This window comes from Microbispora sp. NPDC088329, assembly GCF_040685655.1.
GTDB lineage: Bacteria > Actinomycetota > Actinomycetes > Streptosporangiales > Streptosporangiaceae > Microbispora.
On record NZ_JBFBIP010000021.1, the window covers coordinates 26996 to 51094 of the forward strand.

Annotated in this window: 20 protein-coding genes and 1 riboswitch; of the genes, 6 read left to right on the plus strand and 14 right to left on the minus strand. The window is 72.4% G+C overall.

The window, feature by feature from the left end; translation table 11 throughout:
- Positions 1 to 130: 130 nt before the first annotated feature.
- Positions 131 to 1249, plus strand: coding sequence for an alanine dehydrogenase (gene ald / locus AB0O28_RS30820; protein ID WP_363646067.1), 1119 nt, complete (start codon positions 131 to 133; stop codon positions 1247 to 1249).
- Positions 1250 to 1288: 39 nt separating this feature from the next.
- Here ald and AB0O28_RS30825 read toward each other — a convergent pair whose 3' ends face one another.
- Positions 1289 to 1966 (minus strand): DUF3105 domain-containing protein, encoded by a 678-nt coding sequence (locus tag AB0O28_RS30825; RefSeq protein ID WP_363646068.1) that lies wholly within the window; start codon positions 1964 to 1966, stop codon positions 1289 to 1291.
- 106 nt (positions 1967 to 2072) lie between these two features.
- Here AB0O28_RS30825 and AB0O28_RS30830 point away from each other — a divergent pair, with 106 nt between their 5' ends.
- The gene (locus AB0O28_RS30830; protein WP_363646069.1) at positions 2073 to 2738 is read left to right on the plus strand and encodes a DUF305 domain-containing protein; all 666 of its coding nucleotides are present in this window, start codon (positions 2073 to 2075) and stop codon (positions 2736 to 2738) included.
- A gap of 28 nt (positions 2739 to 2766) precedes the next feature.
- Here AB0O28_RS30830 and AB0O28_RS30835 read toward each other — a convergent pair whose 3' ends face one another.
- Positions 2767 to 3618, minus strand: coding sequence for an alpha/beta hydrolase (locus AB0O28_RS30835; protein ID WP_363646070.1), 852 nt, complete (start codon positions 3616 to 3618; stop codon positions 2767 to 2769).
- Between the two features lie 76 nt (positions 3619 to 3694).
- Between AB0O28_RS30835 and AB0O28_RS30840 the strand changes: the two genes are divergently transcribed.
- Positions 3695 to 4576: a helix-turn-helix domain-containing protein gene (locus AB0O28_RS30840; protein WP_363646071.1), complete on the plus strand. Its 882-nt coding sequence runs from the start codon at positions 3695 to 3697 to the stop codon at positions 4574 to 4576.
- A gap of 40 nt (positions 4577 to 4616) precedes the next feature.
- Here AB0O28_RS30840 and AB0O28_RS30845 read toward each other — a convergent pair whose 3' ends face one another.
- The 3 genes from AB0O28_RS30845 to AB0O28_RS30855 all read right to left on the minus strand — a co-directional run bounded on the left by AB0O28_RS30845 (position 4617) and on the right by AB0O28_RS30855 (position 8566).
- A complete protein-coding gene (locus AB0O28_RS30845; RefSeq protein ID WP_363646072.1) occupies positions 4617 to 5705 on the minus strand; it encodes a low specificity L-threonine aldolase in 1089 nt (362 codons plus the stop codon).
- A 64-nt stretch (positions 5706 to 5769) separates the two neighbouring features.
- A complete protein-coding gene (locus tag AB0O28_RS30850; RefSeq protein ID WP_363646073.1) occupies positions 5770 to 6423 on the minus strand; it encodes an SDR family NAD(P)-dependent oxidoreductase in 654 nt (217 codons plus the stop codon).
- A 37-nt stretch (positions 6424 to 6460) separates the two neighbouring features.
- Positions 6461 to 8566 (minus strand): DUF6421 family protein, encoded by a 2106-nt coding sequence (locus AB0O28_RS30855; protein ID WP_363646074.1) that lies wholly within the window; start codon positions 8564 to 8566, stop codon positions 6461 to 6463.
- Positions 8567 to 8743: 177 nt separating this feature from the next.
- Here AB0O28_RS30855 and AB0O28_RS30860 point away from each other — a divergent pair, with 177 nt between their 5' ends.
- Positions 8744 to 9454 (plus strand): hypothetical protein, encoded by a 711-nt coding sequence (locus tag AB0O28_RS30860; RefSeq protein WP_363646075.1) that lies wholly within the window; start codon positions 8744 to 8746, stop codon positions 9452 to 9454.
- On the opposite strand, the gene AB0O28_RS30865 is transcribed toward AB0O28_RS30860, so the two are convergent.
- Together AB0O28_RS30865 and AB0O28_RS30870 are read right to left on the minus strand one after the other, a co-directional pair.
- On the minus strand, positions 9394 to 10056 hold the full coding sequence (locus AB0O28_RS30865) for a response regulator transcription factor (protein ID WP_363646077.1): 663 nt from the start codon (positions 10054 to 10056) through the stop codon (positions 9394 to 9396). The genes AB0O28_RS30860 and AB0O28_RS30865 overlap by 61 nt on opposite strands.
- Positions 10053 to 11237 (minus strand): histidine kinase, encoded by a 1185-nt coding sequence (locus tag AB0O28_RS30870; RefSeq protein ID WP_363646078.1) that lies wholly within the window; start codon positions 11235 to 11237, stop codon positions 10053 to 10055. Before AB0O28_RS30870 ends, AB0O28_RS30865 begins: the two co-directional genes overlap by 4 nt.
- 193 nt (positions 11238 to 11430) lie before the next feature.
- Here AB0O28_RS30870 and AB0O28_RS30875 point away from each other — a divergent pair, with 193 nt between their 5' ends.
- On the plus strand, positions 11431 to 13131 hold the full coding sequence (locus AB0O28_RS30875) for a hypothetical protein (protein WP_363646079.1): 1701 nt from the start codon (positions 11431 to 11433) through the stop codon (positions 13129 to 13131).
- Between the two features lie 28 nt (positions 13132 to 13159).
- Positions 13160 to 15115 carry a protein kinase gene (locus tag AB0O28_RS30880; protein ID WP_363646080.1) on the plus strand — a complete coding sequence of 652 codons (1956 nt, stop codon included), beginning with the start codon at positions 13160 to 13162 and terminating at the stop codon, positions 15113 to 15115.
- A 146-nt stretch (positions 15116 to 15261) separates the two neighbouring features.
- Here AB0O28_RS30880 and AB0O28_RS30885 read toward each other — a convergent pair whose 3' ends face one another.
- The 7 genes from AB0O28_RS30885 to AB0O28_RS30915 form a co-directional block, all read right to left on the minus strand.
- Positions 15262 to 16050, minus strand: a complete 789-nt coding sequence (locus tag AB0O28_RS30885) for an adenosylcobinamide amidohydrolase (protein ID WP_363646179.1) — start codon at positions 16048 to 16050, stop codon at positions 15262 to 15264.
- 32 nt (positions 16051 to 16082) lie between these two features.
- Positions 16083 to 16904, minus strand: coding sequence for an ABC transporter ATP-binding protein (locus AB0O28_RS30890; RefSeq protein WP_363646081.1), 822 nt, complete (start codon positions 16902 to 16904; stop codon positions 16083 to 16085).
- Positions 16901 to 17938: an iron ABC transporter permease gene (locus tag AB0O28_RS30895; protein WP_363646082.1), complete on the minus strand. Its 1038-nt coding sequence runs from the start codon at positions 17936 to 17938 to the stop codon at positions 16901 to 16903. Before AB0O28_RS30895 ends, AB0O28_RS30890 begins: the two co-directional genes overlap by 4 nt.
- A 7-nt stretch (positions 17939 to 17945) precedes the next feature.
- A complete protein-coding gene (locus AB0O28_RS30900; protein WP_363646083.1) occupies positions 17946 to 18908 on the minus strand; it encodes an ABC transporter substrate-binding protein in 963 nt (320 codons plus the stop codon).
- A 77-nt stretch (positions 18909 to 18985) separates the two neighbouring features.
- Positions 18986 to 19122: riboswitch (cobalamin riboswitch) on the minus strand.
- A 179-nt stretch (positions 19123 to 19301) separates the two neighbouring features.
- Positions 19302 to 21494 (minus strand): hypothetical protein, encoded by a 2193-nt coding sequence (locus AB0O28_RS30905; protein ID WP_363646084.1) that lies wholly within the window; start codon positions 21492 to 21494, stop codon positions 19302 to 19304.
- 31 nt (positions 21495 to 21525) lie between these two features.
- A complete protein-coding gene (locus AB0O28_RS30910; RefSeq protein ID WP_363646085.1) occupies positions 21526 to 23622 on the minus strand; it encodes a hypothetical protein in 2097 nt (698 codons plus the stop codon).
- A 73-nt stretch (positions 23623 to 23695) separates the two neighbouring features.
- Entirely contained in the window at positions 23696 to 24085 is a 390-nt protein-coding gene (locus AB0O28_RS30915; protein ID WP_363646086.1) for a hypothetical protein, read from the minus strand.
- Positions 24086 to 24099: the final 14 nt, after the last annotated feature.

Below are 24099 nucleotides of genomic sequence, written 5' to 3' on the forward strand. Positions count from 1 at the left end.
CAACCGTGGGTAACCGGCCGACCATGGACCATACAACACACCCCCGAATTGACAATTTGTCATGAATATCCGCCAAATGGTTGCCCGTTGCCCGATGTCCAGACGGGCATCGTGAGCAGACAGTGAAAACATGAAGGTGGGAGTTCCCCGAGAGATCAAGACTCACGAATACCGGGTCGCGCTCACACCCGCGGGGGTCAACGAGTTCGTGCGCAAGGGTCACCGGGTCCTCATCGAGCAGGGCGCGGGGCAGGGGTCGGCGATCCCCGACGAGGACTTCGCGGCGGCGGGGGCCGTCATCCTCGGCACGGCGGACGAACTGTGGGCCGAGGGCGACCTGATCCTGAAGGTCAAGGAACCGGTGCCGGACGAGTACCACCGGATGCGCAAGGGCCAGGTGCTGTTCACCTATCTCCACCTGGCCGCCTCGGAGCAGTGCACCCGGGCGATGCTGGAGTCGGGCGTGACCGGCATCGCGTACGAGACCGTGCAGAAACCCGACCGCACGCTGCCGCTGCTCGCGCCGATGTCGGAGGTCGCCGGACGGCTGGCCCCTCAGGTGGGCGCCTACCACCTGATGCGCCAGGGCGGCGGGCGCGGGGTGCTGATGAGCGGCGTTCCCGGCACCTATCCGGCCAAGGTGGTGGTGATCGGCGCGGGCGTGTCGGGCATGAACGCGGCCGCGGTCGCGATGGGCATGCGGGCCCAGGTGCTGCTGCTCGACCGGGACGTCGACCGGTTACGCCACGCCGACCTCGTCTACCGGGGCGGCTGCCAGACCGTCGCGTCCAACGCGTACGAGGTCGAGCGGGCGGTGGTGGACGCCGACCTGGTCATCGGCGCGGTGCTGGTGCCGGGCGCCAAGGCGCCGACCCTGGTGAGCAACGACCTCGTCTCCCGGATGAAGCCGGGATCGGTGCTCGTGGACATCTCCATCGACCAGGGCGGCTGTTTCGAGGACTCGCGGCCGACCACGCACGCCGACCCGGTCTACCGCGTGCACGGCTCGGTGTTCTACTGCGTGGCCAACATGCCGGGGGCGGTGCCGCACACCTCGACGTACGCGCTGACCAACGTCACCCTGCCGTACGCGCTGGCGATCGCGGACCTGGGCTGGCGCGAGGCGCTGACCGCCGACGCCGCGCTCGCCCTCGGGCTGAGCACTCACCAGGGCCACCTCACGAGCCGCCCGGTGGCCCAGGCGCACGGGCTGGAGTCGGTGCCCGTGGACCGCGTGCTGGTCCCGTGAGAGCCCGGCCGGGAGGACCCGGCCGGGCAGTGGGACCGATCAGGAGGACGGGGCCGTGCTGGGCATCGGCTCCTGCGCGGTGTCACCCTGCGGCGGCGGGAGGGGCTGCTCCTCGGTCGTGCCGATGCCGCCCGAGCAGGAGGCGCCGTACTCGGGAGTGGTGGTCGGGTTCTGCTTGTACTTCTTGACGAACTCCTTCAGGCGGGGGTCGTCCGCGGAGTCCAGCGTGATCTGGTGGTTCCAGGAGCTGGCGGCGATCTTGGACGGCAGGCCCGGATAGGGGCTCAGCAGCATGTAGTCGGCGGAGGCGATGGTCTTCAGCTTGTCCACCTCGGCCTTGGGCAGGTCGGGGCGGTAGGTGATCCACACCGCGCCGTGCTCCAGGGAGTGGACCCCGTGCTCGTTGTGGATGGGCTTGTCATAGATGCCGCAGTTCTGCCAGTAGAAGTTGTGCTGGCCACCGACGGGCGGAGTCTCCTTGTAGGAGACCTTGGTCCAGGAGTGGTCGGAGCCCTTGTAGGTGAACGTCTTGACCGCGCTCAGCGACTTGGCCGAGCGGTCGTTGACCACGTACACCGCGACGAGGGCGACAAGGACGACGATCACGAGGCCGCCTATCCCCCACATGAGAAGCGCAGCGCGCCGCTCCTTGCGCTTCTGATCGGCGCGCATACGGGCGAGGTGCTCACGCCTCGCCTGCGTCTTCTCCTTGGTCATCGCTCCTCCATCCGCAAATTACTTACACCCCCGCTGCGTATGGAGAATAGTGGCTAAAGGTATCGCTCCGGGCAGGGCGACAGCCGTGGCGAGTAGCCTGTGGGCGATGAGCACTGACATCGACGCTCCGCCGGAGACCGCTCCACCGGCCCGGCGCCCCTTCCCCGTCCTCGGGCTGGTCGCCGTCCTCCTCGCGGCGGCGGCGCTCGTGGTGTTCTTCACCAGGTCGGGAACGCCGGGTGACGCGTCCCCCGAGGCCGGGTTCGCCAGAGACATGGGAGTGCACCACGCCCAAGCCGTGGAGATGTCCTTCGCCCTCAGGGACAAGACGTCCGACGGGCCGCTGCGCAGCCTGGCGTACGACATCATCACGACGCAGAGCACGCAGCGTGGAATTTTCATGGGCTGGCTCCAGCAGTGGGGCCTGGACCAGAGCTCCGACCGCCCGGCGATGGCCTGGATGTCCGGGCACGGGCACGGCGGGGCGGCCATGTCCGCCACGACGCCCGGGACGATGCCCGGCATGGCGACGCAGGAGGAGATGAACCGGCTCAGCCAGGCCACGGGCAGGGACGCGGAGATCCTGTTCCTCCAGCTCATGATCCGCCATCACCAGGGCGGCGTGGAGATGGCCGAGGGCCTGCTCAAGCTGTCGGACCGCGACGAGGTGCGCGCTCTCGCCCAGCACATCGTGGACGGGCAGAACGCCGAGATCCGCACGATGAAGGAGCTGCTGGCCCAGCGGGGAGCCCAGCCGCTCCCCGCGCCGTGATCCTCTCCGGCCGGTCCGGCGGTCTCGTTCAGTCCGCCCGCGCGGCGTGGATCGCGGTGAAGGCCAGCAGGGGGCCGGCGGTCCGCGGCGGGTCCTCGAGTAGGGGCGAGTGCCCGAGACCGGGCAGCAACTCGATCGTCGCGCCCGGAACGACGCGGTAGTCGGCGGCGGATGAGGATCGCCACCTGCGGTCGTCCTCGCCGAAGATCACCAGCAGCGGCTTGCCGAGGGCCGCGAGCCGGTCCGGAAGCGCCCGCTGCTCCAGGTAGTCGCGAACGCCCTGCATCGTGGCGGTGAGCGTGTGGTAGGTCATCATGCGCACCTCGTCCAGCAGCTCCCGTGGGATTCGATAGCCCGCGCGGCTGAAACCGGTGCTCGCGAATTGGCGGATCTGCTCGTCGGTCGGCGGCCATTGCGACGGTGCGATCGCGGCGGACCCCGATGCGATGAAGGCGTCCATGCCGGGTCCGGTGTTGATGAGCGCGAGCGCGGTCACCAGGTCGGGTCGTCGCTCGGCGAGAGCTGTGGCGACCACGCCGCCGCTGGAATGACCGGCCACGATCGCGCGCTCGACGCCGAGCCGGTCCAGTGCCGCGCCGACCCGGCGCCCCTGCTCCGTGGTCGCGTAGCTCGGGCCGGCCGGTTTTGCCGACCGGCCGTGCCCGAGCAGGTCGATCCGGATGACGCGGTGCGAACCGGTCAGCAGCGGAACCAGACGGTCCCACGAACGGGTCGAGGAGGCGGACCCGTGGATCAGCAGGAGTGCCGGGGCGTCGCGGGGGCCGTCCTGGCACACATGGATGTCGCCGTCGTCCAGGGACAGCGTCGAACTCGCGGTGGTCTCGTCTTCCCCATGCCGCTTGCCGTCGGAAACAGTCATGCGCCCACTGTCGCCGCCGGCGCGCGCCGGTGTCTTGGACGAATGTTCCCCGCATGACTGGCATAGCCTGGCGGCCGTGTCGACATTCGTGCACGGTGAGGCCGTGTGGGACGTCGCCCGCCCGCGGCGGCCCAGCCGCGTGGCCGGTGTCACCATGGCCGGGTTCCGGGTCGGCGACCTGGACGCGCTCCGGATGGTCCCGCATCCGGCCGTGACCCTGCTGCTGGAGTTCGGCGCCGGTTCGCCCGTCCTGCACTACGCCGCCGGGCGGCGCCGGCGGGGGAGTTTCGCCGCGGGGCCCGGGTTCGGGTCCGGCGGCGCGGTCTGGGCACGGGGTGAGGACGTCGAGTGCGTGCAGGTGCGCCTGTCCCCCACCGTCGCACGCGCGATTCTGGGCGTCTCCCCCGCCGGCCTCGACGGCGCCGTGGTGGCCCTCGACGACCTGTGGGGCCGGGATGCGTCACAGATCCGTGAGCGACTGGCCGATGTCTCCTCCTGGGAGGACCGCTTCGCGCTGACCGGCGCGCTGCTCGCCCGCCGGTGCGAGGCGGGGCCGCCGGTGGATCCGGAGGTGACGTGGGCCTGGCGCCGGATCGTCGCGGGCCGCGGTCTGGTCCGGGTCGACCGGCTGGCCGCCGAAGTGGGATGGAGCCGTAAGCGCCTGTGGTCCCGGTTCCACGCGCAAATCGGCCTGCCACCCAAACGCGCCGCGACGCTGGTCCGCTTCGACCACGCCGCCCACCGCCTGGTCGCGGGCGCGAGCGCGACCCGGGTGGCGGTGGAGACCGGATACGCCGACCAGTCCCACCTGCACCGGGACGTCATGGCCTTCATCGGGGTGACCCCGGCGCGCGTGGCGGGCGAGCCGTTTCTGGCGGTCGACGACATCGCCTGGCCCATCCAGGAGGCTCCCCGCGAGCCGGGCCTCCCACCGGCCGCCGGCCCAGGCGCCGCCTGAACGCTCATAGCGCGGCGACCGGCCCGGCCGCCGGTCACGATCAGGCGCGCAGTTCCTCGGCGAGCGCCGCGGCGAACGCGTCCACGTCGGCCTCGGTGGTGTCGAAGGCGCACATCCACCGCACCTCGACCATGCCCCCGCCGACCTGCTCGTTCCAGTTGTAGAACCGGAACCGCTTGCGCAGCCGGTCGGCCACATCGGCCGGCAGGACCGCGAAGACCGCGTTGGCCTCGACCGGGCGCGGCACGCTCACCCCGGGCAGGTCCCGTACGGCGTCCGCGAGCCGCTGGGCCATGGCGTTGGCCCTGCGGGCGTTGCGCAGCCACAGGTCGCCCCCGAGCAGGGCCTCGAACTGCACCGACACGAAGCGCATCTTCGAGGCGAGCTGCATGCTCGTCTTGCGCAGGTACGGCAGGCCCCGCGACGCCTCGGGGTTCAGCACGACGACGGCCTCGCCCAGCAACAGTCCGATCTTGGTGCCGCCGAAGGACAGCACGTCGACCCCCGCGTCCGTGGTCAGGGCGCGCAGCGGGACGTCCAGGGCCGCGGCGGCGTTGGTGATCCGCGAACCGTCGAGGTGGACGAACATTCCCAGCTCGTGGGCGTGGTCGCAGATCGCCTTGATCTCGGCCGGGGTGTAGAGCGTGCCCAGCTCGGTCGCGTTGGAGATCGACACGACTCGCGGCTGCGCCCGGTGCACGTCGCCGAAGCCCCACGCCTGCCGGTCGATCAGGTCCGGCGTGAGCTTGCCGTCCGGAGTCGGCACGGTCAGCAGCTTCAGCCGGCCGGTGACCTCGGGCGCGCCGCCCTCGTCGGTGTTGATGTGCGCGCTCTCCGGGCAGACCACGGCCTCCCAGTGGGCGCACATCGAGCGCAGCGACACGACATTGGCCGCCGTGCCGTTGAACACGGGGAACACCTCGGCCTGCTCGCCGAAGTGCCTGCGGAAGACGCCCCGCACCGCCTCGGTGTAGACGTCGTCGCCGTAGGAGACCTGGTGTCCGCCGTTGGCGAGGGCGATCGCCTCGAGGATCTCGGGGTGCACCCCGGCGTAGTTGTCGCTGGCGAACGTCCGGCTCGCCGGGTCGTGCCGGCGTACGGCATCGGTTGTCACGAGATGTCTCTCCATCGCGGTTTCAGGCTCCGCGGCCGGCCCGAGCAGGCCGGCCGTGAAGCCGGATCGGCAGCGTAGATCAGGGCGTGAGGTCGATCCTGCGGCCGTTGACCGCCGCGGGCGCCTCGTCCCACAGGCCCGCGACCGCCGCGGCCAGGTCCTTCACGTCGGTGAAGGTCCGATACGGCTTGTCCGGGTTCGCGGCCCTCATCTCATCGTGCACCAACGCGTTCACCACCAGGACCACCGCGGCGGCGGAGGTGTCCTTCAGCGCGTCGGCCAGCGACAGCGTCCACGCCTCGGCGGCGGCCTTCGCGGCCGCGTACGCCGCGCCGCCCTGGGTCGGCTTCTGCGCCGCCCGCGCCGACACGATCGCGAAGCGGCCGTCGCCGCTCTCCCGCAGCAGCGGCTCGAACTCCAGCGACACGTGCTGCAAGGTCCTGATCAGCAGGTCGTGCAGCAGGTCCCAGTCGTCGAGCGAGGTGCCGGCGAAGGTCTTCGACCCTCGCCAGCCGCCGACCAGGTGGACGACGCCGTCCACCCGGCCGTGCTCGGCCCGCACCCGCTCGGCCAGGCCGCGTACGGCGTCCCGGTCGAGCAGGTCGACGGCCAGGCATCCCTCGGCGCCGGACTTGTCCACGCCGACGACCATGTCGCCGAGCTCGGTGAACTTCCCGACGACGGCGCGGCCGGCCGGGCCGCCCGCCCCCGTGACCACGATCACCCTGCTCATCTCACGTTCCTCCCGATCTCATCCACGCGGTCCCCGCTCACGCCCGGATGCCCCGGGTCGACTCCACCACGTCGGTGAGCTTACGGCGCAGGGCCTCGTAGAACATGCTCAGCGGGAACTCGTCGGGCAGCACGGCGTCGACCATGGCCTTCTGCTCGGCGGGCAGCGCGTGGACGCCCTGCTTCCACACCGAGGCCGGGTCGGGCTCGACGTACGTGGCGACCAGCTCGTGGGCGGCGAGCCAGTGGGCGCGCTTGGACCGGTCGATGCCGTCGCGGTAGAGCTTCTCCACCTCGCCGCGCAGGTCGGCGACGCCGTCGGCGACCCGCGACCAGTCGATCGTGAGCCGGTTGTCGGTCCACCGCACGACGCCCTGCCGGTGCAGGTAGGCGAAAAGCAGCTGGCCGCCGAGCCCGTCGTAGTTGCGCACCCGCTCACCCGTGATCGGGAAGCGGAACAGCCGGTCGAACAGGATGGCGTACTGCACGTACCGCGCGTGCGGCACGCCCGCCGCCTCCAGCTTCACGGCCTCGCCGAACGCCGTGAGGTCGCAGCGCAGCTCCTCCAGGCTGTAGAGCCAGTACGGCATGCGCTGCTTGATCATAAAGGGGTCGAACGGCAGGTCGCCGTGGCTGTGCGTGCGGTCGTGGACGAGGTCCCACAGCACGAACGTGTCCTGGGCGAGGTCCTGCGACGCCAGCAGCCGGGCGGCGTCCGGCGGCAGCTCCAGCTTCAGTGTGGCCGCGGCGGCCTCGCTGACCCGGCGGAACCGGGCCGCCTCGCGGTCGCAGAAGATGCCGCCCCAGGTGAAGCGCGGCGGGGTCTCGCGCACGACCACGGTCTCGGGGAACAGCACGGCCGAGTTGGTGTCGTAGCCGGAGGTGAAGTCGACGAACGTGATCGGCACGAACATCGGGTTGTCGTAGCCGTTCCGCTCCAGCTCGGCCAGCCACTCGGGCCACACGACCCGGATCCAGACCGCCTCGACGTTGCGGTCGGGGTTGCCGTTCTGGGTGTACATCGGGAAGACGACCAGGTGCTCCAGGCCGTCGATCCGCTGGGCGTCGGGGTGGAAGAGGTTCAGCGAGTCGAGGAAGTCGGGCTTGCCGAGCCCGGCCGCCACCCACGCGCGGAAGTCCTTCATCACCGCGTCGAGATACTCGGCGTCGTGCGGGAAGTGCGGCGCGAGCCGGGCGATGCCGTCGACGATCTCGCTGATGCACGCCACGGCCTCGTCGTGGTCGCCGGTGACGGAGCCGTCCTTGGCCTGCAGCGGGCGCAGCCGCTCGACGGCGGCCTTCAGCCGGGCGAACTCCTCCGCCGGCTCGGGGCGGGACGCGCGGGCGGCCCCGGACGCCTCGGGCACGCGGGCGGCCCAGGTCACCAGGTTGCCCCACAGCTTCTCGTGGTCGTAGTCGCGGATCGAGTCGTCGCCGAACAGGTCGGAGTCGGCCAGGACGACCACGCGGCCGCGACCGTGCCGTACGGCGGCCACCAGCGGGGCGGACGCCGGGTCGGCGGAGGCCGAGGTCTCGAACAGGACGCTCGCCCCGGCCGGCACGCCGAGCGTGCCCGCGCGGTAGAAGCAGGCGCGGCGGACCTCGGCCAGCAGGTCCTGGGCGACGCCGCCCCGCCCGGCCACGGCCTGCCCTGTCACGGCCTGCGCGGAGGGAGCGCCGAGGATCCAGGTGGCGACCTTGTTGTGGCAGTTCCCGGGGTCCTGCACGGTCGTGTGCTCGACCGTCACCCCGAAGCGGGCGAGCAGGTCGGCCAGGTTGCTGCCGTACTTCTCCTGCTCGTGCTCGGCCAGCACGATGAGCCCGCCGCCGCCCGCGACGTACGCCTCGATGGCGTCGATCTCCCCGGCGGCGAAGACCGGGCTGCCGACCCCGGTGGTGCGCTCCCAGCGCCCGGCCGAGGGGTGCGCGACCACGAAGACGTCACACCCGGCCAGCACGTCCGGGGTGACCGGCCCCTCGGTGTGCGCGCGCACCGTGTGGCCGAGCCGCCGCAGCGCCCCGGCGGCCTCCGCGTAGCTGTTGTCGTCGGGGTGGGCGGGATTCATCGACTCGGCGACCTCTCGCCGGATCGTCCACGCCTCGCTGTGCGCCTCGTCGAACAGGACCGCCGGGAACGCCTTCATGAAAAATCTCCCGTAGTGTGAGCCATCTTCCGGAAAATATACACATACCTCGCTCTGTGGCGATAAGTCGCTCTAGCGGATGAGGAGACATCACCCGAGCGGCGGACGAGCCCTCGGGGGTCGCTCACCTACCGTCACCGGCCATAGGGAGACAGACCCGAGCAAGGGGAAAGATCGATGTTCAAACTGTCCGACTCGGTGGCCTTCCGGCGGAGCGTCACCGGAGTCCTGCTGTTCGTCGCGCCGCTGCTGCAGTTCGTCGCGCTCCTCGTCGACCCCGGCACATGGGGGGACGACCGCGAGATGGTCAGCTACGGCGCCAACCCGGCCCTGGCCCAGCTGGAGTCCGCGCTCTACCACTGGAGCTGGCTGCTCGTCCCAATCGCGGCCTTCGGCCTGCTGCACCTGGTGCGCAAGAAGGCCGTCGTCCTCGGGCACATCGCGGGCGGCATGACGATCGTCGGCTACATCAGCGTCTCGGCGCTGCTCCTGATGGACCCCGTGGAGTGGTGGTTCGGGCAGCACTACCCCGTGGAACAGGGCCAGAAGATGTTCGACCAGGTGTTCGAACTGCCCGGCGTGATCTTCGGCTTCACGCTGCCGTGGATCTACTTCGGCATGGTCGGACTGCCGCTGCTCCTGCTGGCCGTGTCCCGCACCGGCTTCGTCCACTGGTGGGTTCCGGCCGTCGTCGCCGCCGGCTACCTCGGCGCGGCCGCCGTGCCCTACAGCCCGGCCACGATCCCGTTCTGGGGCGCCCCCGTCATCGCCATGGGCTACCTCGGCCTCAAGGTGCTCAAGATGAGCAACGCCGAGTGGGCGTCGTACTACCCGAGCGCCGACCCCGGCGTCACCACGCCCGACTCGTACGCGAACACGACCGCCTGAGCGCGGTCGCGCAGGTTCAGTTTCATGAGCACACGGGCGACGTGGGTTTTGACCGTGGCCTCGCCGACGAAGAGCTCCTTGGCGATCTCGGCGTTGGTGAGGCCGCGGGCGAGCATCCGCAGCACCTCCAGCTCGCGCGGGGTGAGCTCGGCGAGCTGCGGCGGGCGCACCGGCTCGTGCCGGCCGGCGAAGGACGCGATCACCCGCGTGGTGACGGCCGGGTCGAGCAGGCCGTCACCGGCGGCGACGACCCTGATGGCCTCCACGAGCTGCTCGGGCGGCGACACCTTCAGCAGGAAGCCGCTGGTGCCCGCGCGCAGCGCGGCGTACAGGTTCTCGTCGGTGTCGAACGTCGTGAGCATGATGACCTTGGGCGGGTGCGGCGCGTCGAGCAGCTGCCTGGCCGCGGTGAGCCCGTCCATGCGGGGCATCGAGATGTCCATGAGCACGATGTCGGGCCGCACCCGGCGGGCCAGCGCGACCGCGTCGGCGCCGTCGGCGGCCTCGCCCACGATCTCCATCCCGGGCTCGCTCTCGACCACCATGCGCAGGCCGGCCCGGATCATCGCCTGGTCGTCCGCGAGGACGATGCGGATCGTCAATTCGTGGCCTCGCTCATCGGCACTCCCTGGGAGATCGGCAGCGTCGCGCGGACCCGGAATCCGCCCTCCGGCAGCGGCCCGGCGTCGAGGGAGCCGCCGAACAGCTCGGCCCGCTCGCGCATGCCGATGAGCCCGTTGCCGGTGGACAGCGCCGGTCCCGCGCCCCCGCCATTATCGGTTATCTCCAGCTCCAGCCGATCGGGGCGGTAGGCGATCCGGATGCGCACGTCGGCCTCCCCGGCGTACTTGACCGCGTTGGTGAGGGCCTCCTGCACGATCCGGTAGGCCGACAGGTCGAGACCCGGCGCGAGCCGTACGGCGTCGCCCTCGGCCTCCAGCGTGACGCGAAGCCCCGAGGACCCGACCGTCGAGATGAGGTTGGGCACCATGTCGAGCCCCGGCTGCGGCAGCGCCTCGTCCTGCGGCATCCGCAGCGCGCCGAGCATGATCCGCAGCTCCTCGACCGCCTCACGGCCCGCCTGCTCGATGCCGGCGAGGATCTCGGTCTCCGAGGAGCCCCGGCCGTCCCGGGCCGCGCCCATCCGGCGGCGCAGCACCCCGGCCTGCATGACCATCATGCTCACGCTGTGGGCCACCACGTCGTGCAGTTCCCTGGCGATCCGGTTGCGTTCGGCGGCCACGGCCTCGGCCGCCCGGCGTTCCCGCTCCATCTCCAGCCGCGCCGCCCGCTCGGCCATCCGGTGAACGCGCAGCAGGTAACCGCGCAGGGCCAGGCCCGTGACGTACGCCGAGCCGAACATCACCGTCAGGAAGATGACCTCCTCGAACGGCAGGAAGCGGTGGTCGACGGCACCGGAGTCGAAGACGAGGATGCCCACCAGGGCCCAGGTCCCGCCCGGTCTGAACGGCAGATGCGCGCCGACCGTGTGAAAGACGATGAGCAGCGCGGCGAGCTGCCAGACCGGACAGTGTTCGTTGCCCTGCCGATGCCAGGCGTACTGCGCGAGGATCATCAGGATGAACACCGCCACCGGCGCCCTGCGGCGATACCAGACCAGGACTCCGGTGACCAGCGCCTGCCCGATCCACCACAGCTGGGGGTTCTGGGCCGCGCCGTACTCCGTGGCGACCGTGAACGCCTCAAGGGTGCCCAGCGCCATGATCGCGATACCGATCAGGAGGTCGACGCGGGGGACCGAGCGGAGGGGGGGCATGCGCATGACGCGCAGAGTAATCCCTGCCCGGCATACTGCGCACTAGGGAACATACGCCCCGCAATTGGTCTGCAAGTCATCGTCAAGTGACCGCGCGATCATCGCCCTGTATCAAGTGGGTGTCGGTCACGAGACTCACCTTGTCGAACACTGTCCGCGCTGAGACGCTTGAACCTCCGAACAGGCCTAGGAGAAGCAGATGCCCCGCCTGCACTCCCTTATCGCGGGGCTGGGCGTGCTCGCCGCGCTCGGTGCGCCCATGCTCCACCCGCATCCCAGCGGTTCCACCGACCGGGTCACCCCCGGCGCCGTACGCGTGGAGTCCTCCTCACACGTGCGCATCACGCTGCTCGACGACCGCGGCGTGATCAAGCAGATGGTCCGCGATTATGACGTCGACCTGGCGAAGGGCAGCGGGTTCACGGTCGCGCCCGACGGTGTCGTCGTCACCGCGACCCAGGTCGTGCAGCCCGCGGACGACCCCCGGGTGTACGCGGCCAACCGGGTGTTCGCCGAGTACTTCAAGGTGAAGGTCCCGGCCGACTTCAAGCGGCACTCGCTGGACGACCCCGACCTCGACCGGCGGCTCAAGGCGTGCTATCCGCCGCAGCAGACCGACTCGACCTGCATCGCCCAGGTCACGACGAACGTCACCGTCCACCCCTACCTCGACCCGCCGCCGCCCGGGGGCCTGCCCGCGCAGATCCTGACCACCGGGGCGTCCCCGGCGGCCCCCGCCGTGCTGAAGGTCACCAAGGGCGGCGAGAAGCAGTCGCTGCCCACGGTCCCGCTGGGCACCGCGATCGGCGGCGCCGTCGAGTCGCTCGACGTGATGGCGCTCCCCGGCAGGCCGTCGGCGAAGCTGCCGCCCAAGCTCGACACCGCGCACCTCACCCCGCCGGGCAGCAGGACCGTCAAGGAGCGCGACAAGGTTCTCAAGCTGCTCGACGACGGCGCGGTCGGCGCGGCCCTCATCGACGACGGCAAGAGCGAGGTGGTCGGGTTCGTCTCCGGCGGCGGCGACCAGCCCCTGACCATCACCCCCGCCGACGAGATCCGCAGCGCGCTGGTCGCCGCCGGGGTCACCCCGCGCCGCGGTCCGGTCGACGTCGTGTACGAGAACGCGCTCGCCTCCTACCACAACAAGCTCTACACCGGCGCGGTACCGGCGCTGCAGCAGGTGCTCAACCTGCGGCCCGACCACGCGGTCGCGGCCGACCACCTGCGGGTCGCCCAGGCCAAGGCGGGCACGGCGGAGGACGCCGGCGCCAGGCCGGTGGCGCGCCCGGTGCGCGCGGAGAAGCCGGAAGCCTCGGTGCCGCCATACGTGTGGGCGTCCGGCGGCGTGGTGGTGCTCGCCCTGCTGGCCGGTGGCGTCGTGCTGCTGCGCCGCAGGAGCGCCGCGGCCGCCGCGGGACAGGACGGCGACGGCCTGCCCGGCGAGGTCTACCCGAACGGCGGCCAGACGGACCCCGGGCTCGCCGGGCACGGTGTCGGCGGGGACGGGGGGTTCGCGGGCGACGCCGCCGCGGTCCCGTCCCAGGAGACCTCCTGGCCGCCGTACGCCGTCACCAGGGTGTTCGGCGCCGAAGCCGCCCGGTCGCCCGAGGTCGTCGGACCGGCCCCACAGCAGGGCACCCAGCAGGGCACCCCGGCGGGCACCCAGCCGGTCACTCCGGCGGGCGCGGAGCCGGCGGGCGTCCAGGCGACGGCCGATCCGTCTCCGCCATGGGGACGTTCGTACCCGCCGGACCCGTCGCCGCCGCACGGGCATTCGTACCCGCAGGACCCGTCCCCGCCCAGAGGACAGGCGCAGGTGCAGTTCTGCACGCAGTGCGGGATGCGGCTGGGCCAGGGACACCGTTTCTGCGGCTACTGCGGGAACCCGACCGGCTCGTGACCAGGGGAATGTTCAGGGGGGATGCCGGATGACCGAGGGGCCCGCGACGCCGCCGCTCGTCGGGCGGCGGCTCGGCGACTACACGGTCGAGGCGGTCGTCGGGCGGGGCGGCATGGCGACGGTCTACCGCGCGCGCGACCAGCGGCTCGGCCGGGCCGTGGCGCTGAAGGTGCTCGCGCCGCAACTCGCGCACGACGATCGCTTCCGTGACCGGTTCGTGCGCGAGTCACGCATGGTGGCGAGCATCGACCACCCCAACATCATCCCGGTGTACGAGGCCGGCGAGCGCGACGACCTGCTGTTCATCGCCATGCGTTATGTCGAGGGCAGCGACCTGCGCAAGCTCGTGCAGTCGGAGGGCCCGCTGCCCGTCGGGCGGGCCAACCCGCTGTTCGCGCAGATCGCCTCCGCCCTGGACTCCGCGCACGCCCACGGCCTGGTGCACCGCGACGTGAAACCGGCCAACATCCTGGTCACGCGGTCCGATCACGTCTATCTCACCGACTTCGGGCTGACCAAGAGCTCATCGGCCGAGGCCGGGCTGACCAGCCACGGCCACTTCATGGGCACCCCGCGCTACGTCGCCCCCGAGCAGATCCGCGGCCTGCCGGTCGACGGCCGCAGCGACCTGTACGCCTTCGCCTGCGTGGTGTACGAGGCGCTCGCCGGGCAGCCGCCGTTCCAGCGGGACACCGAGCTCGCGCTGCTCTACGCGCACGTCTCCCACGACCCGCCGCCGCTCACGCCGTACCGGCCGGACCTGCCGCACGCGGTGAACGCCGTGATCGCACGAGCACTGGCCAAGTCGCCGGCCGAGCGGTTCCCGACGTGCCAGGTGTTCGTGTCCGCGCTGCGCGATGCGATCAGCGGCGGGACGGTCAGCGGCGGAGCGGGCGGCCCGGCGGGGGCGGTCTCCCCGTCCTATCCCCCGGCGTCCGGGCAGTCCCCGGAGGCTCCCGGCCCTTCGGGGTCCCGGCCGCACTCCTCGTATCCGCCGGCCGCGCCCTCCCATCCCTCCGCCTCCGCCGCGTCCGTTCCCACGGTGTCCGCACCCTCCTCGGTGCCGCCCGACTCCAGGCCGCCCGGCGCCCGGTCCTCGGGCTCTGTACCCCCCGGCGCCCGGTCCTCGGGCTCTGCACCCCCCGGCGCCCGCTCCGCGGGCTCTGTGCCACCCCATTCGGTGCCCGGGCCGCAGGGCGCCGTGCCCTCGTCCCGCCCGCCCACGAGCTACCCGCCGGACGCGCGCGCGACCGCTCCGGGACAGGGGCACGGCTCGTATCCGCCCGGATCACCGCACGCCCAGGTCACGGTCGCGTCGAGTGGCACGGCGCCGTCGGGCAGGGGCGGCCGGCGCCGGGTGCCGCTCGGGCCGCTGATCGGCGGGCTGGCCGTCCTGGTGGCCATCGCCGTCGCCGCCACATTGCTGCTCACGCGAGGCGGGGACACCGCCGCCACGTGGAACACCTACCCGGGCAGCACCGCGGCGCCGTTCACCATGGCCTACCCCGCGGCCTGGGGCGACGCCAGGACCAACGCCGACCAGTGGATGATCGCCTCCCCGGCCGTTGACGAGTTCGACGCGCTGTTCGCGGTGCCGGGCAACACCGACTGGTCGAAGGTGAACCCCCTCATCACGGCCCATCCCGACCGGGCCACCGGCGTGTTCGCCCAGGTCAGCAACACCCTGAGCACCTCGGACTCGCCGATGGAGCTCCAGGAGAGCCTGGGTCCCGCGCTCCCCGGCGTGACCACCTACTACGGCGTGCCTTCGCCCACGACGGTCGGAGCCAAACCCGGGTTCCGGATCGAGGGGGTGCTCAGCGACCCCCAGCAGGCCGGAACCGGACGGCTCGATTTCATCGCCTATCTGGTGCGGCAGGGCGACACCGGCACCACCGTCCTGATCGCGTTCTTCTGCCCAGCGGGCCGGTGTGACAGCTCGAACATCGACCACATGGTGAACAGCATCACGTTCACGTCCTGAGGGTCATCTCCGGCCGCTGATCCGAAGGGGCGGTCGCACGCGTACGCACGGGAAGATGCGCGCCCCTCTCCGCGAGGCGCTCCGGCCGCCACATTCGGCGCAACCTGAGACCGCGACGGCCCGCGGGTCGCCACCCGTACGTTCGGCTAACCGGCCCGGCGGGCGCGCCAGTCGCTCGCGCCGTCGAGGACGGCCCGGTGGACCGCGCGGGCGATCCGCGCACCCCAGACGGAGCGCGGGCCGCCGAACGCCTCCGCGGGGCCGTCCTCCCGTACGGCGACGCAGACCGCGTCCGACGCGGTCCCCGTGCAGGGAAAGCCCGCATCCAGCAGCGCCTGCGTCTTCGCCTCGGTCACCGTCATGACGGCGTTGACCAGCGCCGGGTCGGAGAACGCGACCGGCACGGCCACCAGGATGTTGATCGTCCCGGGGCGCGGGGCGGACCGGCGCGGCACGCACGCTCCCGCGTCGCCCGCGCCGACGGTCTCCCGTCCGGGCTCCGGCGCGACCAGACCGGCGACGGCCCGCGCGGTAGCGAGGATGACGTCCTCCTGGGCGGGCTCGCGCCCGGACTCCTCCCCGGCCTTTCGTCCGGGCTCCGAAGCGGCCGGCACGCCGGGGTCGGGCACGCCCTCGGGCGAGGCCGCCCAGGTCGGCACGCCCAGGCCGACCGTGGCGACGGCCTCCGCTCCCCCGTCGGCCGCCACGGCGTACCGGTCCACGAGCGCCGCCGTCATCATGCCGACCCCCGGGCCGCCGGGACCGAGCGCGTCCATGTGCTCCACCGGGTCCATACGCGAGTACCCGGCGGCCACCTGCGCGTTCAACACCCACTCGCGGCGTCCGACGCCGCCGCCCAGCATGGCCGAGGAGATCATCCGCCAGCCGGGGCCGAACCGCCACAGCAGCACGCCGAGCCGCAGGCCGTCCTCCATCCGGTACGTCAGAGACGGCGGCGGCAGGCCCGTCACCCCTCCTCCGCAGGCGTCATCCGGGAGGTCCGCGGGCGGACCAGGTGGACGAGCGGGCGCCCGTCGGCGCCGGTCTCCACCCGTACGCTGGCGCCGAAGTGCTCGGCCAGCAGCGGCTCGGCCAGCACCCGCCCGGGCGGCCCGGCCGCGACCGCACGCCCCGCGGCGAGCAGCACGATCGCGTCGGCGTACTGCCCGGCGAGGCTGAGATCGTGCAGCGTCGTCACGACGGTGAGGCCGTCGGCCAGGCGCAGCCGGTCGACGAGTTCGAGCACCTGCTGCTGGTGGCCCAGGTCGAGCGCCGTGGTGGGCTCGTCCAGCAGCAGCACCGGCGCCTGCTGCACCAGCGCCCGGGCGAGCACCACCCGCTGCCGCTCGCCGCCGGACAGGTGCCCGAGCGGCCGGGACGCGAAGCCGTCCAGGTCGAGCCGTTCCAGCACCGACCGCGTCACCTCGCGGTCCCGCGCGCTCTCGCTGCCGAGGTAGGGGATGTACGGCGTGCGGCCCAGCAGCGCGTAGTCGTGGACCGTCATGTCGGGCGGCAGCGCCGGGCTCTGCGGGGCGTAGGCGATCAGCCGGGCCCGCCGCCGCGGGCGCAGGCCGTCCACGGCCGTCCCGTCGACGAGCACCTCGCCCTCCTTCGGGACCAGCCCGGCGACGGCCCGCAGGAGCGTGGACTTGCCCGCGCCGTTCGGCCCGATGACGGCCAGCCATCGGCCGGGCGCGGCCGACAGCGTGACGTCCGTGAGCACCCGCCGCCCGCCGAGCGTGACGCCCACGCCGCGCGCCTCGATGGCCGGGACACCCCGGCCGCTCACGTCTCCACCCGCCGGGTCAGGCGCAGGACGGTGACGAAGAAGGGCGCCCCGACGAACGCGGTGACCACGCCGATCGGCAGTTCGGCCGGCGCGAGCACCGTACGCGCGATCGTGTCGGCCAGCACGAGGAACGCCGCGCCGCCGAGGAACGACAGCGGCAGCACGATCCGGTAGGACCAGCCGGCGAGCCGCCGGACCACGTGCGGCACCACGATCCCGACGAACGCGATCAGCCCGCTGACCGCCACCGCCGCCGCGGTGGCGAGCGAGGCGGCCAGCAGCACGACGAAGCGCACCCGCGCCGCGCGCAGGCCGAGGCTGACCGCCTCCTCGTCGCCCACCGACAGCACGTCGAGCAGCCGCCCGTGCAGCAGCATGACGACGGTCGACACCACGGCGTACGGCGCGATCATGCGGAGCTGGTCCCAGCCGCCGCCGACGTCGCCGAGGATCCAGGCGTAGATCCGCTGCAGCTCCTCCACCTTGAGCTGCTGCACGAAGGTCTGGATGGCGGTGAGGAACGAGGTGACCGCGACCCCGGCGAGCACGAGCGTCGCGGTGCCGCCGCCCCGGCCCGCCGTGTGGCCCAGCGCGTACGCGAGGAACACCCCGCCGACGGCCCCGGCGAAGGCGGCGATCGGCACCGCGGTCACCCCGGCGTCGCCGCCGAGGAAGACCACGACGAGCGTCACGGTGAGGCCGGCCCCGGCGGCCGCCCCGAGCAGGTAGGGATCGGCCAGCGGGTTGCGGAACACGCCCTGGTAGCCGGCCCCGGCCGTGGCGAGCAGCCCGCCCACGACGGCGGCGAGCAGCACCCGCGGCACCCGGAGCTGGAACAGCAGCCCCTCCTCGACCGGTGCGAGCCCCGAGTGCACGGACACCAGCGGCAGCCGGTCGAGCAGCGCCAGCGCGATCGCGCGGGGCGACAGGCCCGCCGCGCCCGCCATCACGCCGACGGCGAGACTGGCCACCAGCACGGCGGACGCGACGAGCAGCGCCCGGCCTCGTGGCCGTGCCGCGGGGGTCCGCGTCACCACAGGATCAGCTCGCCGCCTTCTGGACGGCGTCGCTGACGGCCTGCGCGAGGTCGGCGACGCGGGGCCCCCAGCGGGAGGCGATGTCGTCGTCCAGCTCCACCACGCGGCCCTTCTTCAGCGCGGACAGGCCGGACCAGCCAGGCCGCTTGGCCAGCGCGGCGGCGTTCTGGCCGCAGCACTTGGTGTCGCCGAGGAAGATCAGGCCGGGGTCGGCCTTGGCGATGAACTCCGCCGACAGCTTGGGGTAGCCGCCCGCCGCGTCGGGCGCCTCGTCGGCGATGTTCTTCAGCCCGAACAGGCTGTAGACCTGCCCGATGAACGTGCTCGACGTCGCCGCGTAGGGCGTGGTGTCCAGCTCGTGGTAATACGTCAGGTCCTTGCCCTTGGGCGCCGCGGCGACGAGCGCGTCGATCTTCTGCTTGACGCCGCTCGCCACCTCCTCGGCCTTGTCCGCGTTGCCGGTGGCCGCGCCGAGGTCCCTGATCTGGTCGTAGGTGTCGTCCAGCTTGGTCGCGGCGGGTTCGAGCAGCACCGGCACACCGACCTTGCCCAGCCCGGCGACCACGCCCTCCAGGTCGTTGGCGAGCACGACGAGGTCGGGCTTGGCGGCGACGATCGCCTCGACGTTGGGCTTGAACCCCGACAGCGACGTCTTGGGCGCCTCGGGCGGGTAGTTCGACTGGTCGTCCGCCGCCGTCACCTGCGCGCCCGCACCGATCGCGAACAGGATCTCGGTGGCCGTCGGGGACAGCGACACGATGTGCTCGGGCTTCTTCTCGATCGTCACCGCGCCGTTGCCCGCCTGGATGGTGACGGGGAAGGCGCCCTGTCCCCCGCTGTCCGGGGTGCTGTCCGTGGCGGCGGGGGTGGGGGTCGCGGACGTGGCGGCGCCGTCGGTCTGGCCGCAACCGGCCAGAGCGAGCACGCCCAGCACCACACCCGCGACGGCCGTGCGTACGGGCCTCACGAGGTCCTCCATCAGGGGGAATGCCGGGAATCGAGGGACCCGCTGGAAGCGACGGATCACCCTTTTCCACGAGGGTCGATGGCGTCGGCGCGCAGCGCAGGCGACCTGGCTCGTCCCCGGGGGCGGGGAACCACAGTTGCGGGACAGCGCCGGGTTCTCACCGGACTTCGCTGCGTGGCGCGCGTCGGACGCAACGGTACCAATCCCTCACATGGCGTCCACCCCCGCCCCGCCCCCGGGCTCCGCCCAGCAGGCACGTCGCGAGACGGCCGCACACCTGGGCTACGACCGGCACAGCCCTGCCGGCTGCAATGCGACAAGCACCGTCCTGGGCATCCGGACGGCCAGGACCGCCACGGCGAGCCCGCCGCCCCCACCGGCGGCGGCCGCTCGTCAGGACGGCGGCGGCCGCCGGCCGCACCAGGCGTCGGCGCAGGTGAGGACGTGATAGGTCGGGGTTCTCCTGCCATCGATCGTGCCGTACCAGACGATGCGCGCGCGTCGGTCGGGACCGATGGCGACGTCCACCTCGCCCACGTGGGACGTGGGAACCAGGTGGGTGACGTCTCTCCCCACGCAGTCGTCGTCGCGGCAGGACAGGACGGCTACCGGCGGGTCGGCCGCGTCGTATCCGGCCAGAACGGGACGGCCGGCCGGATCCAGGGCCAGGCCGGGGGCGCTCCGCGTGACCAGCTCGGAGGCCGACACCGTCCGCGGGGTCCCGGAGCAGGACGGATCGCGGCAGATCATGATCGTCGTGTCCCCGGTGCCGCCGCCGTTGTGGACGATCACCGGTCTGCCGTCCGGCCTGACGGCGACCTGGAGCCGCAGATCGTCGAAGGACCTCCGGGGGTCGTACCGTGGCGAGGACCTGTCGGACATGTCGAACGCGCGAAGGGCCGGGTGCCCGCATGCCACGGTGTCGCAGATCGCGATGGTGGCCTTCCCCGTGATCAGGTCCGCGTATGCGATCACCGGGCGCCCGTCCGGAGACGCCGCGACGGCGAGGGCGCGGGGCTTGTGGTTCATGACGTCGCCCGCGACGGTGAGGTCTCCCACCGTGATCGTCCGGGGGTGGACGCAGGCGAGGTCCGGGCACCGCGTGAGCGTCACGCGCGCGGGAGTCGGGTACCGGTCCGCGGAGACGGGGGTGATCGAGGCGACGGCGATGCCGCCCCGCGTCGCGACCGCGGTGGCGTTCACCGGGGCCACGTCCAGCCGGAGCACGTCGCCGGGCGCCGTCCTCAACGGCGGGCCGGGACGCCACGTGCAGCCGTCGGGCCGGCAGGAGAACAGCTGGAGCTCCCGCCGCCGTTCGACCTCATCGGGCTCCCTCACCCAGCCCGCGAACACCACCGAGCCGTCGGGGGTGACCGCCGCCCCGGACTGCTCCTCGAAGAAGACGTCCAGGATGACGGTGGTCTGCGTGCCGCAGGTGCCGTCGCCGCAGAACGTCACCTCCTGGAACCCCCGGTCGCGGATGACGATCGGAAACCCGCGAGGGCCGAAGACGATCTGAACCGGTCCCGGGCCGCCCTTGCCGGAACCCGAACCGGGGTCCTCGCCCGCGATCTCGTTGTCGGTCACGCCGGTGAGCGGACCGGCCACCGCGTAGCCGCCGTACAGCAGGCCGGGCAGAAGCACCAGCCCGACCGGCCACCAGCGGGTGCGCCGCCCGCCGGGTGCGCCGCCGGTCGCGGTCGCGGACCGCCCGCGCCCATCCCTGTCCCTCCGGATCGCCAGGGCTCCCCAGCGCGCCTGATTCTTCCGATGGAGCCGCGCGTAGCAGCAGCCGAGCACCGCGGCCTGGAACGGCAACAGCAGGATGGCCGCCGTCATCCGCAGGGCGTCGCCGATCTGCACGCCGGTCGGGACGGGGAGCGCCGCGCAGAGGAGGTGCAGACCGAGCTGTGCCAGGCCAGGAACGGCGGCGAAGGCCACCACGATCGTCCGGATCGTCCACCAGTAGTCGTAGGCCGCCAGACGGTACGCCGTCGTCAGCGGGGGAATCCGGTCGGGCAGCGCCGTCCAGGCGAGTACGGCCGGGAGCGCCAGGAGGACGAGCAGCACCCCCAGGATCTCCGCCGCGACGATCGATCCCGTCCCATGGGCCACCACGGCCATGACGCCGGCCTGCACGGCGAGAATCACCACGAGATTGACGGTGAGCAGCAGCACGGCGTGCGGGCGCCGGAGAACGGCCAGCACGGCACGCCCCGCCGGCAGGGGGCGGCCCTCGATGTGGCCCACCACGAGGTGGCTGCCGGCGGCCAGGCAGGCGAACCCTGCCACGAAGGCCGTCAGCACGAGTCCGGCGAAGATCCATAGGACGGCCGGTGAGGGCACGAGGAGCACAGGAGCTCCGTTGACGAAGGAGATCCGGTGGCCCAGAGCCACCAGTGCGGCCACCAGCGCCACGAACGGCGGGACGAGGACCAGGGCGCACACCGCCAGCAGGTGCCGGTAGAGACCGACGGCCGTGCCGTACATGATGCGCAGGCCGCGAAAGCCCTTCAACCGGTCGAACGCGTCATCCGGCCAGGCGGCGGGCGACCCCGTCGCGCTCACCGGCGTTCCGAGACTCATGTCCCTCCTCGGTGGTGTCCGGGCGTTTCGTTCAGGACTTCAGGCAGTACGGGTCGGCGCAGGTGAGGACGTGATAAGCGGGCGTCCCCCCGCGATCGGGCGTGCCGTACCAGACGATGCGCGGGCGGCGGTCGGGGCCGACGACGAGGTCGAGGGGGCCGAACGCGTTCGCGGGGACGAGGTGGGTGAGCCGGCGACGGGCGCAGCCGGTGTCCTCGCAGGCCAGGACGGTCACCCGAAGGTCCTCCGTGTCATAGCCGGCCAGGATCGGACGGCCGGCGGCATCGAGGGCCAGGCCGGGAGAGCTCCTCGTGGCGATCTCGGACACGGTCACGGACCGCGGGGGCCGGGAACACGCCGGGTCGGGGCAAAAGAGGATCTTCGTGACCTCACGCTCCGGATCATTCTCGACGATCACGGGCCTGCCGTCCGGCCCGATCGCCATCTGGATCCGCAGTGAACCGGTGAGCCACCCCCACAGGACCGGCTCGGGCGACTCGGATGCCGTGAACGCATGGGTCCGCGGATGCGGGCAGGCAGGCGAGTCACAGCTCACCACGGTCGTCTCCCGCGAGACCCGGTCGACGAAGGCGATCACCGGGCGTCCGTCCAGGGAGACGGCGACGGCGATGGTGCGGTTGTCCACACTGACGGCCACCCTGTCGCGAAGACGGCCGACAGTGACAGTCCGCGGCGCGGCGCAGGAGGCGTCCCGGCAGAGCGTGAGCTCGACGCGCGCGAAAGCACCGTCGGAGCCGGGCTCCGGGGCGATCGACGCGATGGCGACGCCGTCCGGTGTCGCGGCCGCGGCGACGTTCACGTGGAGCCACCCTTTCCGCGCCAGCCGCAGCGGACTTCCGGGGCGTCGCGCACAGCCCCCGGGGCGGCAGGAGAACAGGTGGAGCTCGACGTCGTCGCTCGGCGACGGCTCGTACACCCATCCGGGGATCAGCACCGAGTCGTCGGGCATGGAGGTGGCGACGGACTGCCCGTCCAGGTAGGCCCCCAGGGGGACGGCGGCCTGCCGCGCGCAGGCGCCGTCGCCGCAGAAGACCGGCTTCAGCGTGCCGCGGTCGGTGATGACGACCGGCCGGCCGCCGGAGCCGGTGACGATCTGGGCGCTGATCGACTGACCCGGGTACAGCTCCTTCGCGATGAGCTCGTTGTCGACCACCTCGGCCCGCCCGAGCGGGTTGGCGGCGACGAACACCCCGTACAGCAGGCCGGGGAGCAGCGCGGCCACGACAGGCCAGGACCCGGTCCGCCGCCTGGCGGGTTCGCCGGTCGTCGTGGGCTCCGGCGTGTCCCATCTTCTGAGGTAGGCGTAGCAGCATCCCAGCGTGGCCGCCTGGAACGGTGCCAGCAGGACCGCCGCCGTCATCCGTACGGCGTCGGCGATCGCCACGCCGGTGGGAACCGGGAGCAGGAAGCGCAGGCCGTACAGGGCCGCCTGGGCCAGGCCGGGGATGACGAGGTACGCCAGCGCCACCCTCCAGGCCGTTCCCGTGTAGTCGCGGGCGGCCAGGCGGAGCGCCGTTCTCAGCGGAGGAAGGCGCCCAGGAGACACAGTCAGGGCGAGCAGGGCGGGCAGCGTGAAGAGGCCGGCCACCGCGGCCAGGATCAGCGCCAGGACGATCGACTCCAGCAGCTCCGCCACGACGACGAACAGGACGAACAGCGCTCCGGCTGCCAGCGTGAGCTCGGCGGCGAGCAGCAGGAAGGCGTGCGGGCGGCGCAGGACGGCCAGGACGGCACGCGCCGGCGACGACGGACGGCCGCCGATGTGATCGACGACGAGGCGGCTGCCCGCGGCCGAACACGCGAGTCCGGCGGCGATCATGATGAGCAGCGCTCCGGCGTACGTCCACAGGACGCGCGGCGACGAGGTCAGGAGCAGCGGGGTTCCGTTGACGATGGCGATCCGGTCGCCCAGGGCCACGACCACGGCCGCCGCCGCCATGAGGGCCGGGACGACGGTCATCGCGCACACGGCCAGCAGCGGCCGGTAGAGGCGGCCCGCGGTGCCGTACACGATCTCAAGGTTGCGTCCGCCCCACACCTGGGCGAGCGTCTCCTGCGACCACGCTTCCGATCGGGACCTCGGGCTTGTGGACGATTCGAGACTCATTTCCCCCCTCGTGGCCGCGGGCCGGTCGCGTGAAGACGGGCCGCGGGCGGATCGGCGCCCCGGCCCCCGTTCCTCATGGGGCGCAGTGCGGGTCGGCGCAGGTGAGCAGGTGGTACGCGTTGCCGCCGGCCGGATCGGCCGTGCCGTACCACAGAATGCGCGGCCGCTGGTCGGGGCCGATGGCGAGGTCGAACTGCCCGACCCCGCCGGCGGGCAGCAGAGGGGACGCGGAGCGGCGGGCGCAGTCCTGGTCCCGGCACGCGACCAGATCGATCACCATGGCGCCCTTCCGGCGGTAACCGGCCAGCAGAGGGAGGCCATGGGCGTCCAGGGCGAGGCCGGGCGCGCTCACCGCGACGACCTCGGGCACCGGCACGAAACGAGGCGTGCCGGAACAGGCCGGATCGGAGCAGAGCAGGATCGTCTGGGTGTGGCCGTCGCCGGAGTCGCTGTACACGATCACCGTCGTGCGGTGTC